This window comes from [Clostridium] aminophilum, assembly GCF_900101295.1.
In the GTDB taxonomy this organism is placed as follows: Bacteria; Bacillota; Clostridia; order Lachnospirales; family Lachnospiraceae; genus Clostridium_R; species Clostridium_R aminophilum_A.
In genome coordinates this window covers 12125-28328 of record NZ_FOIL01000003.1, presented here as the reverse complement: position 1 = coordinate 28328, position 16204 = coordinate 12125, and the positions used below count along the sequence as shown (strand labels likewise).

Annotated in this window: 16 protein-coding genes; 2 read left to right on the top strand and 14 right to left on the bottom strand. The window is 43.5% G+C overall.

Going from position 1 to position 16204, the window contains the following annotated elements:
• Positions 1 to 236: 236 nt before the first annotated feature.
• The 8 genes from BMW41_RS01400 to BMW41_RS01365 all read right to left on the bottom strand — a co-directional run bounded on the left by BMW41_RS01400 (position 237) and on the right by BMW41_RS01365 (position 9292).
• Positions 237 to 467 carry an excisionase gene (locus BMW41_RS01400; protein ID WP_074648207.1) on the bottom strand — a complete coding sequence of 77 codons (231 nt, stop codon included), beginning with the start codon at positions 465 to 467 and terminating at the stop codon, positions 237 to 239.
• A 62-nt stretch (positions 468 to 529) separates the two neighbouring features.
• Entirely contained in the window at positions 530 to 1045 is a 516-nt protein-coding gene (locus BMW41_RS01395; RefSeq protein ID WP_083378718.1) for a DUF6998 domain-containing protein, read from the bottom strand.
• 61 nt (positions 1046 to 1106) lie between these two features.
• Positions 1107 to 4367, bottom strand: a complete 3261-nt coding sequence (locus BMW41_RS01390; protein ID WP_074648205.1) for a helicase-related protein — start codon at positions 4365 to 4367, stop codon at positions 1107 to 1109.
• On the bottom strand, positions 4360 to 6192 hold the full coding sequence (locus BMW41_RS01385; RefSeq protein ID WP_074648203.1) for a phospholipase D family protein: 1833 nt from the start codon (positions 6190 to 6192) through the stop codon (positions 4360 to 4362). The genes BMW41_RS01390 and BMW41_RS01385 overlap by 8 nt, the downstream gene beginning before the upstream one ends.
• Complete coding sequence (locus BMW41_RS01380; RefSeq protein WP_074648201.1) at positions 6176 to 7387, bottom strand: DUF6361 family protein; 1212 nt, start codon at positions 7385 to 7387, stop codon at positions 6176 to 6178. Before BMW41_RS01380 ends, BMW41_RS01385 begins: the two co-directional genes overlap by 17 nt.
• 16 nt (positions 7388 to 7403) lie before the next feature.
• Positions 7404 to 7571, bottom strand: coding sequence for a DUF4357 domain-containing protein (locus BMW41_RS15405; RefSeq protein WP_420341565.1), 168 nt, complete (start codon positions 7569 to 7571; stop codon positions 7404 to 7406).
• A gap of 215 nt (positions 7572 to 7786) precedes the next feature.
• Positions 7787 to 8392: an SOS response-associated peptidase gene (locus tag BMW41_RS01370; RefSeq protein WP_074648199.1), complete on the bottom strand. Its 606-nt coding sequence runs from the start codon at positions 8390 to 8392 to the stop codon at positions 7787 to 7789.
• Between the two features lie 105 nt (positions 8393 to 8497).
• Entirely contained in the window at positions 8498 to 9292 is a 795-nt protein-coding gene (locus BMW41_RS01365) for an NERD domain-containing protein (protein ID WP_074648197.1), read from the bottom strand.
• Positions 9293 to 10079: 787 nt separating this feature from the next.
• Here BMW41_RS01365 and BMW41_RS01360 point away from each other — a divergent pair.
• Both BMW41_RS01360 and BMW41_RS14095 read left to right on the top strand, forming a co-directional pair.
• The gene (locus BMW41_RS01360; RefSeq protein ID WP_074648195.1) at positions 10080 to 10724 is read left to right on the top strand and encodes a hypothetical protein; all 645 of its coding nucleotides are present in this window, start codon (positions 10080 to 10082) and stop codon (positions 10722 to 10724) included.
• 11 nt (positions 10725 to 10735) lie between these two features.
• Positions 10736 to 11446 (top strand): BTB/POZ domain-containing protein, encoded by a 711-nt coding sequence (locus BMW41_RS14095; protein ID WP_083378716.1) that lies wholly within the window; start codon positions 10736 to 10738, stop codon positions 11444 to 11446.
• A 21-nt stretch (positions 11447 to 11467) separates the two neighbouring features.
• Here BMW41_RS14095 and rhuM read toward each other — a convergent pair whose 3' ends face one another.
• The 6 genes from rhuM to BMW41_RS01325 form a co-directional block, all read right to left on the bottom strand.
• A complete protein-coding gene (gene rhuM / locus BMW41_RS01350; RefSeq protein ID WP_242870268.1) occupies positions 11468 to 12616 on the bottom strand; it encodes a RhuM family protein in 1149 nt (382 codons plus the stop codon).
• Positions 12617 to 12678: 62 nt separating this feature from the next.
• Positions 12679 to 13308 (bottom strand): GNAT family N-acetyltransferase, encoded by a 630-nt coding sequence (locus BMW41_RS01345; RefSeq protein ID WP_074648194.1) that lies wholly within the window; start codon positions 13306 to 13308, stop codon positions 12679 to 12681.
• A 243-nt stretch (positions 13309 to 13551) separates the two neighbouring features.
• Positions 13552 to 13905, bottom strand: a complete 354-nt coding sequence (locus BMW41_RS01340; RefSeq protein ID WP_074648193.1) for a hypothetical protein — start codon at positions 13903 to 13905, stop codon at positions 13552 to 13554.
• A gap of 192 nt (positions 13906 to 14097) precedes the next feature.
• Positions 14098 to 14721 carry an Ltp family lipoprotein gene (locus BMW41_RS14265; protein ID WP_074648191.1) on the bottom strand — a complete coding sequence of 208 codons (624 nt, stop codon included), beginning with the start codon at positions 14719 to 14721 and terminating at the stop codon, positions 14098 to 14100.
• Positions 14722 to 14943: 222 nt separating this feature from the next.
• Complete coding sequence (locus BMW41_RS01330; RefSeq protein WP_177171125.1) at positions 14944 to 15258, bottom strand: hypothetical protein; 315 nt, start codon at positions 15256 to 15258, stop codon at positions 14944 to 14946.
• 337 nt (positions 15259 to 15595) lie between these two features.
• Positions 15596 to 15973, bottom strand: coding sequence for a helix-turn-helix domain-containing protein (locus BMW41_RS01325; protein ID WP_074648189.1), 378 nt, complete (start codon positions 15971 to 15973; stop codon positions 15596 to 15598).
• Positions 15974 to 16204: the final 231 nt, after the last annotated feature.

Below are 16204 nucleotides of genomic sequence, written 5' to 3'. Positions count from 1 at the left end.
CGCATTTGCCCCGAGATTGATTTCAACAAACCTGGCGCAATACGTGCCATTCGATTGCTGATAGATCCCTTCCCAAGCTCCTTTCCTTTGAGATCTTTTCCCATCCGAACCTCCTTACATAAAAAAGAAGCCCAGATAAGCTTGATAAATTATACACTAATCAGGGCCTCTTTTACAATGTGATTAAATCTTTCAAAGCGGTACGTTTCCTATAAAAAGCCGCATTTACAATGGTTCTAGATCTCAATTCTGTCTGTTATGTACTTTTCAAACTCCCTTCTCTTCACCAGCTTTTTCTTGCCCACGTAAAGCACAAACGGGCACCTCGGAGAACGCAGCATCGTCTCCAACCGGTTAATCCCGATATTGGAATACTCTGCAGCCTCCCGAATGGTCAACGTAACCTTCTCATAGATCGGAACCCTCTCCGGTTCCTTCTGCGTGTTCTGATTTGCGATCAAAGTCATCTGGCTCCTCCCTTCGATGCATGAAATACCGTTTTTCGTACCCGATGGGGACCCACATAACTTTATTTTCTGTTCTTATACTCCTTCTTCATCTTCTCAATCGGATTCTTTGCCGAGATCCTATCGGCTTCTGGAACCTCTGCATCCAACTCCATCAGTTTATTCACTCTCATGTGTTTATTGTTGTGGCTGTCTCTCTTACTTGCCGCTTTCCACGGTTCCTTACCTCGGCCATTGTATATCTCATACACATCTCCGTTCTTTGTAAGATATAAAGCGATCAGGTAATCCGGTTCTTCGTTGATCACAATATCGTCCTGCTGCGTAATCTTGATCTGAATCCTTTTCCCATCAACCACACCGTCATGTGCAGGCATCGATGCCCTATACAAGCTGATACCGTAATAATAGCTTGCCATGACTTCACCGATGCTGCCCACAAGATGACCATCCAAGGTAAAATGTCTTCCTGGGAAATCCGCTTCCAATTCCTTCACTATTCCTATCAAACGTTGTATTTTTTCCTTTACTCCGTTCATCTTCTCTACAGAATACGGAATCGAATCATTTTTCTCCATAGGATCACCACGCTTTCCCTTAAAGCCGAATGATAATACAATTTTCGTTTAGCCTTCCTACTCAGCTCTTCCCCCGTTGTTCCTTATAGAATGGGCTCAAGTTGATAAACAACTCTTTCAGTTTTTCCGGATCATCGCAGTTCCTAAACAGATACTCCAATAATTCTTCCTGCCTTGCCTGTCCCAAGGTAAGTCGGTACATAGAAAGAATTTTTATCAGCCGCTCATATGCAAGTCCGTCCCGGCTAAAGGGATACATCGGAACGATTCGTTCGATCTTAACCATGTCCTCGGATTCACGAAGCCCCCAATACGGTATCAGATCTGAAGAACCTTCCGTTTTTTCAACCCTGGAGGCCTCTTCAAACATCTCGTTCCAAACATCGTTTTTAAAATGGATCCTTCCGTACCGCTGAGCGACGTTCTGCCGTATCGCCAGGCATTCAAAACGGTTAATCCGTCCTTCCCTCTGTTCCAGATCAATCGGATTCGATGGCAGGTTCCAATGCACAATCCTTCGGCAGTAATTATGGAAATCCAGCCCTTCCTGTCCGATTGAGGTTGTGGCAAGCACAAACGGCCGAAACGGCGAATTAAAGGCGTTCCGTATAGTCTTTTTACGGTCCGTGTCCGTTTCTTTTCCATCGCCCTTTGTAAATGCAACGGCAAAATGGGTCCTTATATTGGTCGGCCTGTCTTTCTGACCAAGCATCCTTTTCTGAAAGCTCTTATAGGTATCCACGTTGTACTGTGTGGTTCGTATATCCATTGCCTCCATCATCTGGCGATGCAGCTGGGCCACTAGAGCTTCATCATGGTCAAGGCCGTTGGAAATAAGGTGCGCATATTCATCAAATACCGCCTGAAGATTCCCCTGTCTACAATAGGTCAAAAGATTCTTCCAATGCGCATCCTCTGACTTTCTTCCGCAGGCCAGCTCAACGACCGCAGTGGATTCTGCCGAATTCATGCGGTTTATAAACACTCTCGCTAAATGGCTCGGCATGTATGAGGGCATTACCTCATCCTCTTTCAGATATCTTCGGTACGCGCGATGGATGCAAATCGCCGGTGAAGCAATCGCCATATCCGTCAGTACATCGATAAGGTCATCCGGTCTTTTTCCCAGATTCGCAAACTGATTGCTGTGCGACTCGTAAAACAAATCCCGGAGCATCTCAAGGTGCGCCTTGAATCCTTTTTGCTTCTTGGATTTTTCATCGCCATCGTCATAATCAGCCAACTTATCTCCACTGTCGATCCAATGATACGCGTACTCCGCATCGTCCATCAGGAGCGGGGCTATGTAGTACCATCTTTTATCCGGGGTTCCGCGATTGCTGCCCGGATATCCCTTCAGTTTTTCCGCGATTTTCGCCTTAACATCTCTCTGGATTTCCCGTATATTCATCCCGGCATTCATACATTCAATTGGATCATAACAGTCTGAGAGGAATTTCGAAGGATACAGCAGGCAAAATAACGTCATCGCAGACGGAGTTCCGTTACTTACGGAAAAATTCATTCGTGCGGAAGGATATCTCTTCTCTCCACTATAAAAATAATGTGCATCCCTGTCGTGATAATCCTTTGCGAGCTTCCCGACGGTTCTGCGCTCTGCCTCATAAGAAATCAGGCTGGCAATCATCCTTGGAACCATTTCCCAGGAAGAAAAAATCAGCGTCTTGGTGGATTTTTCGGTATCCTTAAACACGCCCTGCATCTCATAATAGGGTTTCGAGGGTGGCATCCATAAAAGCTTTTCGACTCCCCTCTGTAATACCGTATCCATAACTCTTTCGAGCCTTGCGTTATTATTTGGAATCTTGTCATACCGATCCAGGGCATTTCGATTCAGCCAGAAACAGTCTTTTTTGATCTTGTGAACTTCCAACGGATGGCTCTTAAAATATTTTTCCACATTACGCTTTAACTGATAATCCCTCATGAACGACATCAGATATGGCGTGGATTTAATGTAATCCACTGGAACGTGATAATTTGCGCCGATCGCGTCCAAAAGTTCCTGTGCCTGAACGTATGACCGAATATCCTGTTCCAGCACTTCCAGTGGCAGATGGACATCACTATCGTCAATAATGTCCGCGTTCTCTTTGGCTGATATTCTTTCTGTTCTGCATACGGTCTGATACATTGCTTCTTCCGCCGCATCCTTTGCGGCAAGGATCGTGGTATCTCCCCGCGTCATTTCTTTCAATTTTACGGAATAATCCTTCCAGACGGTGAGAAATTCGTTTCCTGCATCCGACTCCTCATTCAGGAAATCCATGACAGATAAAAACTCCGTGTAATGTTCATCGATCCTTGCTTCATCAATTTCTTCCGGTGTCGAATACATCTTATACGGTGTCGCGGAAAGAAGAAGCATCCGGACATCATCGGAATGGAAGAACTTATTGGCCAGCATGCCGGTTTCGGAATCCGGATCCGAGTTCAACAGATACTTGAATCTCTGAAATTCGTCCATGATGACAAGATCCGGCTCCAGTTTTTCCAGACTGATCTTTGCAAAGATCACCCGGAGCTGACCGATGATTTTATTATTCCCGACACGTTCTCCGCCATTTCTTCTTATGGCGCGGCAAAGATCTTTTATGCCATCAAAATACGTCTTGTCCTCAATCCAGACCGAAGACAGTTCGATCCGGAGTTTATCCGTCATGTATTGAAAATACCTGCCTCCCGATTCCTGATCACATTCACCGGCAAGATGCTCATAGAAACCCTTACACCATGCGTGCCAGGCACCCATGGCATCATTCATCATCGCGACTTCCAGCTCCGAAAGATATCTCCTAAATTCCGGCATCCGTCTTAAGATTGCATACATCAATGCGCGCTCATCCACGATACCAGCGCCGGATGTCATTCGGAAAGAGGTATCCGGGGTCAACGGGATCAGTTGTATATATCGCTCAATCAGTTCAGCGTCATTTTCCTGCCGGAAGATATTCAGATGCTGCATGGAAAGACGCGACCGGGAAGCGCTTTCGGTCTTTGCCTCATTGGTAATTCTCAGTTTCCGAAGATTCTGGTCCGCGATCGCCGCATTAGAGCATATATAGACAACCTTAAATAGACTGTCTCCTTCTTCACGGCGCAACCTTGCCATCTTCGCCACCGTTCCTCTCGCAATCAACGTCTTTCCAAGTCCTACTTCATCCGAGACAAGTACTCTTCTTTGACCATGGCGGTAAAGATAATCGATCCGGTTCACGGTAGCTTGCTGAAAGTCCTTCAGGCCGCTCATGATCCTCTTTTCGATTGCATCCAGTTCCCCGGTGACACCCTCTTTAGCCATTCTGTTTCACCGCCTTCTTAAATGTCTCATACAGCTTTTTGAAATCCTCCGGAATAACCCCGTCCTCGGATATTGTCCTCATCAGGTATTCGATCCCTTTGAACTTTTCCGGGCTTATTGCCGCCGTCTGAAGCATCTTTTCATATAATGCCGGTATGGAATTTGCCGATCTGCTCCTTCCTGCCATCGCCTGACCTCCGGCCAGATTTGCTTCAAGCGCAGACAAAATAGAATCATCTCCAAGCAAAAAAGCAATATACCGGTAAAAGCAATTTTCGTCGCTTACGACGCTGGACACGACGGCTTTTTCCCGATTTTCCGGAAGCCCCTCCGTATGGATGATCAGCACTCGTTCCACTCTATGTTCTCCATCAGAAACTCTTACCACATAAAACTCGGAAAGCTGTGTCACGGTCAGATTTCGGAAAACCATAGTTGAGGTAAACTCTTCCGCCTTATTAGAAAGCAGTGGTCTCACCAACACCTGATAATCCTTCGTGTCACACTCCTCAAAATGAACGCAGACCGAATAATGATCTTCCGATTCCGGCTTTGCGATTGCGGAAGGATTACTCCGATTGATCCCCTTAATGACGGCATTCAATGCACTGGTTTTATCGTCTTCTTCGCTGATGATGGCATTTTGCAGATGAACCCTCTGGAACGGGTTATCATCATTATCTTCCTCTCCGCAAAACAGAGCGTTCTTCAGTTTGTCCATGTTGAGATGCCGGTTCTTTGCCGTAAGCCGAAGCATAAACTCCACATTCCCATATACGGCGTTATGCGACGCATTCAGTGATCCAAGATAAAGATGTGACGTCGAGTTCTTCCGCATCATATATACCTTTGCGTGGATATCCTGCTTTTGTATGGATTCGGCCTCCTCTGATATTGCCGTTTCGCCATCAATCACATTATCCCGCATGGTATAAATGTTGAAGTTACTGACATCCTCCGGTTTCAGGCGTCCAAGCGACATCTCCCTCGTGATCAGCATATACCTGGCATCCTGTATGGAGGATTTGGAATTCCTGCCATTAAAATCCCGAATCACGCTACCGGAAACAAACGGAGAGATGATCATGATTTCATGAAAAGTCTCCGTAAAAAGCTCCGTTTCCTCAAAACGGTAATGCTCCCCGTTCCCGCCTTTGATACCATTCGGTATAAACTGGAAATCATAGAACTCTTTTTCTTCCGGTTCAAATACAACACGGGAAAGCTCTTTGATTAAGCCTCGGATTCCCTTTGCCTTCTCTCTGCCGTTATCATCGGATGAAACATGTGAAAGAAGATATCGCAGGAAATCGCATATCGGCTCATTCTTGTCGGTCGCTTTTCTTGACACATAACCGTCCATAAAATATGTGATATCCCAGCTGCGGTCAAAGGTCAGATTACGGCTTAAAACGATAACGCGATAATACAGTTCTCCCTCCGCATTCTTGTAACGAATCAGCCAGAACTTCGGATGGAACGATGGAAATGCTGCGAATCCTCTCTGCTTCACCGTCCTCACAGAGAATACCATCTTTTCCAGAAGAATATATAGCGGCGTCACCTTGTTCGGCATATGGATCTGACCGCCCTCACAAAAGAGAGCCACCTTATCTCCGGTGCTTCGAAGCGCTTCCAAAAGACATACTGGATTATTCATCAGCGCGCTGTCGGTTTCTTCCGACAAACCAAGTGCAAGGCTAACCCCTACAAGAGCATCCAGATCAAGAGAATACGTGGTCCCCACCGCAAAATCGAGATGATATCCCGGCTTCGGTGCGAGGATCTCCCCATAATCCAGCCTGTCATTATTTGGATTTAACATTCAGACCCTCGCTTTCAAAAATGTCTTTTATGATTATCTTGGCATTGCCAAAACGATAGTCCAGAACGCCTCCTCCATACCATGTGTACGGATCGAATTCTCCGGGATGCATCGTTTTCGCGCGGTTCTGTTTCAATTCCCGTTCTCTTCGCCGGATCTCCGTCATCAATCCTTCCAAATCTCCCCTTGACATGAATTCCTGAGTTTTCTGAAGAAACCGGCAAAGGAACACATTACGGTACAGCTGAAGCCTTTCGATTATTTTTTCCAAATCAATATCCGCATACTCATCCAAAGATGGGTTCATGTTCTCCCACTCACGGTTTGCGTCCGGGTTCTTCCCCACCGAAACGATGATGTTGTAAACCGTTCGGATGACGTACAGGAACATCGAAAAGCTACTTGCAAGGCTGTAATCGTCCCGTACCCTTTCCGGAAACAGATGTATCAGGCCTTCGAGCTGAAGAAAACTCTTCGACTCAAAGACCTCAACCATATCATTCTTCAGGATATAAGCCATCATGGAATCCGGATACGCCTGGATCATCTGCCGTTTCAGAAAATCTCCTTCCGCTTCTGTAAGCTGAATGTCCAAATTCTCTTCCCAGTCCTGCATATAGGTGGGGATCTTCCAAAACTGCATCTTAAAAAGCTCCCCGGCATCCTTATCGTCGGATTCACTCTCCTCTGCATTGTCATTCCGATTCCCAAGCTTTGTGAGAGTCTCCTTCTGATTTTTTAATGCGCACATGGCGCGGACATATTCTGTGAGAGATAACGAACCGCCGGTAAATATACCGTAGTTTCGAAGCCCTGCCCAATAGATATCCGCCGGTGTACGCTTTACCCATTTTCCCTGACCTAACGAACGGCTGCCGATGATTCCTTCCGTGTCTTTTCCATTGGCAAGAAACCGTTCGCCGCAATGCCGCTCTACTTCATCCAAGGCCCGGAGCACCCGATTCGGGTTTGACTCTCCGCTGTATTCCAGGTCCTTCAGCGCATAGGGGACAATCATAAAATACTTTGCCCTTGTCTGGATCGTAGATGTTCCCGGAAAGAATGTGTTGGCAAATCCGTCTCTTACCGGCGCAATGCCAAGCTCATCAAGCGTACCGGCTTCTGACAACATATCCAGTACGCTCAACACCTTACTTCTTTCACCTTTTGAAAAATCGATCCATCCAAGCGGCATATCTACGGCCTTCTTTCTATATCTGCCCTGCTTCCTGCAATTCCTTCAGCATCTTTCCGTCTTTATTAAGCCATGCCGTCCGACCATTCACACTGCGTCCAAGGATGCATGCCGCCGCAGTAGACGGACTATGAAACTTCACATCTTTCACAAAGACACCATTTGAAACTCTTCCATCATCAATCAGTCTCTGACGATATTTCCGGATCGACTGAGCGCATGAATTCGTTTCCCGATACGAAAACTGTGACCCTTTCTTTCTGTAATAGTTTAACTTTGTTCGAAACGCAAATCTCTAACATAGTTTGGATCTTTTAAACAACTCATATTCCCTCCAATAATAAACCGACATTTTGCTCCACGTGGCTTACCCATTCTTAAGAATGCATCGTTTAAAACCTACGCTCTTTCGTACACCATCTCTGTCACTGCCTGATCTATCAACTCTTCCGGCCTCGTTTCCGGTCGGATCCACTCGCCGATCAGCTCCTTCGGCATGATCAATGGCATACGGTCATGAATAAACCGAATCTCCTCTTCTGCCTCTTTCGTGAGAATGACAAAAGATGGAAGCCCATCCTTTATCTGATATAAGCCGCACAGCCAGGTAATATCTTTCCCTCGGGGTTGAATAAGATACTTATCTAACGTGTGGACCTTTCCATCACTCCCCTTTCTGTGTTCCCACTCAAAATACCATGATGCCGGAATAACGCATCGGTGCCGCTTCCAATCATTTTGAAATAATGGCTTCTCAGCTGCAGTTTCAACCCTTGCGTTAAACACAAGTTTTCCTATATCATATCCCCATTTCATCGGGAAAACCGCTCGCTTTCCGCGACGATCCGAAGCAATGACCGGTACAACTTCCGACGGAAAACGTTCTCCATATGTCCGGACGCCTAACTCCCGCTTTTCCAGGGCCAGTTTTAGCTGAGATGCATTCATGAGGCGAATGATCTCATCCATTTCCGCAGATTCCTTAATACAATATCTGCCGCACATGCGCTCTCCCTCCACATAGATTTCCCTTACCGGATGAACATTGCATCCATCTTCAGCACGAGTCCCTATATATTGATCTTTCAGTTACCATTCTACGATTTACTCTCACTCAACATTTTGAGTATACCGGCATTTCGGAAATGCGCTGCATCCCCAAAATGAGTTGCCGGCATTCGGACCCTTTTTCGCAACACGAAGAACGAGTTTACTTCCACAACGAGGACAAATCGGAACACTCTCTGGACCCGCCTGTTCGTCCAAATACGTCGAACAAGTAGCCCTTCCAAGATAATTCTTTTGGATCGCTTCAATATGCGCCGCTTTAACCGCCTGATCCGCATTGGTGTACATCTGCAGTTTCTCATAAATCTCATCGATCCGATCATCCGAAACCATGTCTGGATTCGAATTCCAGATCTCGCGGACCGTCGCATACGTTCGTTCACGCTTGATTACATATGCAAACGATGATAAAGAAATCTCTTTCAGCTCACACCGCTCCGAAAATACGATGATAGAAAACAGCGGAATGTCACTCCCAACCACCTTCTCCATCCATTTCATATGCGAACGATTCTGCATGACCGGATTATAGAATCGATATTTCTGCTTGTTGGGCAATACCGCCGTCCAGTTCTTATTTTGATCATTTCCAAAGATCCAGCCAGAATAATTCTTGCTTTCAAAGATAAAAATCCCCTTCTGCGTGATAAACACCAGATCCAATTCCGATGTTTCTCCATTCGTTTTTGGAAGGTAAACATTCCGAAGAACTTTCCCCTTCCTTCCAAACAGCTGGACAAGCTTCAGTTCCCGTTCGGTCAGCGTCTCTCCACGCTTTCCAACCCATGCTTCGTCAAAAATGAGATCCAATACTTTGTCGATAAGACCTTTCCCCACGGTTCATCCTCCAAGCTGCATTCATTCTACCTGATCCCGATACCTATTAGAAATCCGAAAAAACCTTTCCGGCCTCAAATCCATTCATCCACATTATACATCCGAAACCTGCATAAAAGAGAAAACATGTTTCAGAAGATTGCTTCCCTTACAAGGCAATTCATGCAGTTCCTTTCAAGCAATTATTTTTGCTGAAATCACCGTCATTACACAAAAAAACAGTAGCACGAAGCGTTATCACCTCATGCTACTGTTCATGGTTATGCTTATCTGGGCTTGATCTACAAAGAAACAAATGTTTTAAAAATAACCTTTAGGATATCCAAATCTCGGATGCATCGCGTGCCAAATCGAGTGCCCAAAAACAAAAAATCTATATCAATCCATAACAAATTACATAGTGTAGGATAATCCAGACCCCCCTGTACTTATGCGGGTTCCATAGAGAAATATCTTATTTTAGGGAGATATCAAAAATCAGGTCTCCAATAATATTGGTTATTATTAGAAATTATTTCGCAAAATTTTAATATTATCTTACATCCATTAGATGCTATAATTCGCGTTATTTTGTGCAATTTTCACAGAAAATAGATCCCGGATTTGGCGTCCAGGATCTCAAGATTATCTTATGCAAAATCTACGCAGTATGATATATCATTGAGTAAAGGCTCCTTCAACAAGTACTTTAGAATGATCTTTTCATTTCGTTTTCAAAATCGAGAAAAAAGCATGAGTGATCGCAAAAGTGTGCTTTTTTTGAAATAATCAACAGGAGGATAGATTCATGAATGCGAACGAATTCTTTCAAGCGTATAACGACCTACTAAAAGAAGATGCCGTTGCCACAAAGGAGCAGATTCCTTCGTATCCGGATCTATTTGGCAGAACCTATTTACAGATTTATAAGAATAACGAGCCTGCATTTACGGAACTCGTAAATAAATATGTTGTAGATAGAATCATTTCTAACGCATATCCAGTTGATGATCCAAGACATATGGAAAGTCAACACGAATACTTCCGTATAGACTCCATTGGCTATCAGCCTCGCTGGAAAGAAATCCCCCAAAATGAAGTGGTTCAATCTGGTCTAAATCCTCACTTTTGGGATTTGAAGATTGCAGTCGAGCACGAAAATGATAAAACAGACTGGATGGATGAAATCATTAAACTAATTCACATCCGTTGTCCTTTGAAGGTTGTGATCTCCTACAATCATTGCGATCAAAGAAGTCAAGAACTTGAGCAAAAGCTTTCTCATGTGGCTAAGTGGATGCAACGGCTCTCAGTATATAGAAATGATAATGAAGAATTTCTTATTATTCTCGGAAATGCCGCGCCGAAGGATAAAACAAACGGTGATTATCAAACTTTCGACTATAGAGGATATTTATTTGATCCGGTTTTTGGTGTTTTTAAGCAAATTTAGAGGTCATAGGTATGAACGAAAAAATGTCTCCAGAGGAAATTGAGACGTATAAACAGGACGTTAGAGCGAAAGAAAAGAAAACGGTGATTAAGCTTATGATATTTTTTGCAATTGTATGCATTCTCCTGTTTACGCTCACTCCTATAGGTCTTCTTCTGTTTCCGATTTGGTTTGTATGGTGCATGGCGTATAATATAAAGTATACTCTGGAACGCAGAAAAAAACCTGAAATATGGAAGACTCGCAAAAAAGAAATTGTTCGATCAGCTCCGTTTGGTGATTCAAGGAAAGCTTCAAAGGAAAAATTTAAAAAAATGGCGAAAACCCAACATCAAGCGCAAAGCACAAGAACAGATATGAATCTAGCGCAGAATGTAATTGCTTCATATGCACTCGGCAAAGTTGCAAATACCGTGCTGAATGCCGGGGACAAAGGCCAAGGGATACGTCGCAATCCCAACACGGAACGATATGCAGCACAAGACTACTTTAGTAAACCGGTTGAAATTAGGAATCTCAGTATGCGTCGGAAGCTCACAAGAGAAAATGTGCGCTTTAGAAATGGCGGAAACGGCTATATTGAAACTATGTCCAATGGTGCTCAGTATCTGGTAGGAGCCGGATTGCGTCGAATCGGCCACTATGATCCGATGAGAAATGAAACCTTTGATGAAAGAGGAAGAAGTGTTGGTAAAGGAAACTTGTTAAAGTCATTATTGTAACGAGTAAAACTTAGAAACAACTCATTCTGTGCGAAGCTTGTATGTGTTCCTGATCTCATGAGCTGTCACACGGCTGCTCTCTTTGTCTGTCGCTGAACTGCTCAAGTTTGTGTCATTGTTACGTTTGATGTTTCCCGCCGGGAATAGTTCCCGGCGGAAGCAAATATTACTCACTCGTTGCGAGCATTTCGTGATCAGCCACATAGCTGACCATGTGATCATCGATGAGGCGCTTCTGATGCTGGAAGGCATACATAAGGCTCTTCTCTCAGAATCTGCCATAGTCATAGGAATATTTCGCATTGCCATACTTTCTGCCAAATCCGGATAGGCCGTAACCATTCTACTAAGGATAGCTAATTCTTCTTCCGTCAAATAATTCTTCGCTACAGTAACATCATACTTATGAATCTTGCTATTCGGAGAACCTTCCCATGTCGTGAGTCCCATATGCTCTTTCTCGGCATCCGCTCTGTTATAAATCACTTCTGCTGCGGTCTGACCATGAACAGCATAATGAAGCTTGTTTTGAACAGCTGCAAAAAATCGCTTTGTTTCCTTTGCTGTCGAATCATAATCAATTGAAGTCGCGTAAATATCCGTTATCTTCTGATAGAATTTTCGTTCCGATAAACGTATTTCTCGAATATGTTCCAATAACTGTTCAAAATACTCCTTCGTTAAAATACTCCCGCCTTTTTTGAGCCTTTCATCGTCCATGGCATAACCTTTAATCGTGTACTCTTCGATTATAGTATTTGCCCATTTACGAAATTGAACTGCTTTTTCCGAGTCTACTTTATAACCAACTGCTATGATAGCCTTAAGATTATAATGTAACGTATCATATTCTTTTCCATCATCGGCAGTTGTTCGAAAAATCCGAACAACTGAATTCTCATCTATTTCTCCATCTTCATACAGTTTATGCAAATGATAATTGATTGTACTCTTTCCAACATCGTAAAGAACCCCCATCATTTTTTGACTTAACCAAACATTCTTATTAAACTCCCTTCTCTCACCTCCACAATCGAATACACTCCCGGCGGAATAAACCGAACCCTTCCGAAGTTTGTTCCCAGTCCCGTCCGGATATTTAAATATCCCCATGGGAATCGCTTCATAGATGCCATCATCCTCCACCGTCCATGCATAATCCCCTAACAAAAAGAGACCGATGTTACTCGATCTCTTTCCGGCAGTATCAACTGCTTAATTTCTATTTTCGTTTAGCCAAAGATCTGTCCTGGCAGCTTAAGCTTTTCTTTGGTCGGAAATCCTTTATCGAACTCATCCACGTCTTCATCATTCACATAATAGCCCTGTGGAGTCTGATACACTCCGGTGATCTCATCAAGATATCCCGGGATCAGTTCCTTACAGAGAAAGAATGACGAATCTGCATCCTCCGGCAAATCATGATAACGAATACCAAACTTGCTGGCATAGTCGAAACCACTCTTGCCGTAGAAATCGATATTGCCCTCAAAAAGGACAGCTCCAAACCCCATTTCTGCAGCCTTATCCAAGGAGTAGTCCAGTATCGCCTTTCCGTAGCCCTTGCGTTTTAACTCTGGAATGATTCCGATCGGTCCCATTGTTAATACTGGAATCTTCCTTCCGTCATCAGACTTGATAATCGTCTTCATGAACATATTCTGTCCAATCAGCTTTCCATCAATCTCCAATACGAAATCCAGCTCCTTCACGAATGCCGGATCATCCCTCAGCATGTGAATCACATAATGCTCACTGCAGCCCGGACGATATACGTTCCAAAACGCCTCTCTGACAAGGTTTTCTACTGCTCTGTAATCTTCTCTTTTCTCTAAACGAATCATGTAGTCATTTTTATTCATTGTTTTTCCTCCTGAAAACTTGTGACCAAAAGCTGCCTTTCAGCGGGAGGCTTGTTCGATCGTAAGCAAACCTCCCGGTCAGCCCACAATCTCCAGTGTGTTGTACTTTTTCAAAAAGCACTCTCCTTATAATGTTTTTTATAAATCAAGCCTTGCGGCCTAATTTCTTCGCTTGATTTCTTACTCTCCTGATAGTGATATCATAACACATTGTCGACAAATCTGTTCGATCAATTAAAACTCCTACAGTGTAAAGCTCACCGACCACAACCCCTTATAGCTTGTATCCTTTTCCAATTTACTTTTGAAGCCATCCACATACATCTGTGTCTGCTTCACAGCAACCGTCTCTAGATCGAAATACTTGACCGTGATACGTTCCTTCTGCTTATACCCCATCAGTTTCTTCAGCCATTTAACCGTCACCACAAACGAAACCGCGATCGTCCGGACGCCTGCTCTCACCACATCCCTCTGAAAGGTTCCGGCCTCCGTTTCACCACCGGAATCCGCTTCTCGGTCTTCCATACTTACTTCGTACGAAGTAGGCAGAGGTAGATTTTCACCATCAAAATTTAGATATTGAATAAACGCCATCTTGCTCCCTTCGCTTTTACTGCGGAACCCTTCGACTATAAACCTAAAACTTCCCACACCGAAAAGGTGTGGGAAGTTTTAGCAATTTAGCAGAATAAATATCTTAAAACTATTACGAAAACTGGAATCATTCTGAAACATCATCCAAAAATTTTAAAATGATTCCTAAGTTGTGCAAAACTCTCAAATCTCTTAATACCCTACCGCCAAGAGACCGAAAGCAACCTCTGAACCTGTGAATCCCTCATATTCAAGTTGTTTTTTTAGACCAGTTCGTGAAAAACTCGTATACTTGAGATACGCCTCCGCTTTTTTAGCACACTGTACTTCCCAATCAGCGCCTACAGCATCTACTGCATATGTTGCCTCAGAACTAGAAAAACCTTCATATTCGAGTTGCTTAATTAATCCCTTTCTCGAAAATGACATATATTTGAGATACTGCTGAGCCTTCTTAACGGCATTTTTCATTCCAAGAGTCACCGTTTGCTCCGCAGTTTGGGCGTTCGGCTGTATCCATGCTCCGTCAGGTCCAACCTGATAGCCATCTGGAGTTGTAGTATTAATTAGCATTTCACCAGATGATCCGACATAGTAATTTCCAATCCACTGATCGTGGAGCATATATCCATTCTCGTCAAAATAATACCATTTACCATCTGAATCCTGCATCCAAGAATTTGTCGGATAACTTCCATCATCATTTTGATACCAAAAGCCTATTTGATTTTGCTGCCATGATCCAGCAATACATGTAATTGAGGATCCGAACGTCAGTGCAAGGATTGATGCTATAATACAAATTCTCTTTTTCATAATATTTTACCTCCCAAAGCAGTATTAACAACATCTACATCCAATATTAGCACTTTTTTGATTATATTGTTTTAAAAATAATGTTTATTCATAGACAAATAATATACTTCTATCCTTTTCTGTGGCACAGTTATATCGTCCAGGCAAAATATGATCGACTAAAGCTCCCCTTACCGAAAAAGGTGAGGGAAGTTTTATCAAGAAACTGAATGTTCCTCTGCCTTACCTTCCCCCACTTCTTAAGTTCGCTCTCTGCTGGGCATTCACGATCACCTCATCCAACATAGTACCTCCCAGATAAACCGGAATCACGATATCACTGTCCTGACCGGAACCATTCATCCCGCGAACAACATCCCGGATCGCAGAAACAAGTCCAGACAGATCCGCACTGCTCACTGTACCGCTTCCTGCTCCGGCCATCGCCATCTGCAGACCGTTCACCTGCGGATTCACCACCATATCTGCCGAAAGAGAATGGAGTTCTCTCGTAACCAGGCCTTTACTCTTCTCAATTCCCTCTGCCAGCCCTACCATAAAATCCGGCATCCAGCTTTCATAGTCCGTAAGCGGACCTTCATCCGGCACAGAATTTTGTAAAAAAAGACCCCTATACCATTTCTGATATAGAGATCTTTATTCGTCATCTTAACTTAATGACATTGCTCCGAAGAGATCCTTTACAAAGCACGTACAAAGAAAAACAGAGCTAACATCACACGAATGCAATGCCGCTCTGTAAAAGATAAACTTTTTCTATGTGGATAGCATTTTACCCAGTAACAAACCAACTGTCAACTACCTTTTTCAGGAAATCAAATGTGAAGAGATCCTTAATGAATAATTATTTCTGTGTGTATTTATTGTTTGTATCTCAAGTTTCCTCCCAAGCTGCCATCATAGCAGTACCATTTTCACGAACTCTTTTATGAAACAGAATCATATCCGATAGTTCGTCCGCCAGTTGCAGCGCCTGCTTAGCCTGCTCAAATTGTACATTTCCCATAAATGCATGAACAATATTCGTATCGGCATGCGTGGTTGTTATTCTTGTAAGTTCTTCCATCCTAACTCCAAGGTAATTCGCTATGGACTTAAGCTCAACAGCATTAATCATACGTGTACCGTTAAGCATCTTATTCACCGTCTGTTTATTTGTTCCGATTGCATCTGCAAGATCGGTCTGTTTCTTGTTCTGTGTTTTCAGAAGCTCAAGTATATTACTTGCTATTATTGCATTCATATCAACCATTATCCCTGCCTCCTTTCATGATAAGCATCCACTTATCCACTTGTATTGTATAGTACAGCACAGATATAGCCAACATTTCATTTACCACTAATCTGTGTTTTTAAATAAAGTAACTATTTAAGTTACTATATTGAAGTTTCAAGTCATCGTTTGGTACTCCTCATCCATTTCGCGATTTTGCACATTTGAGCTACACGCCGTTCTGGATGAGATTTGGCTGTAGAGATTTCT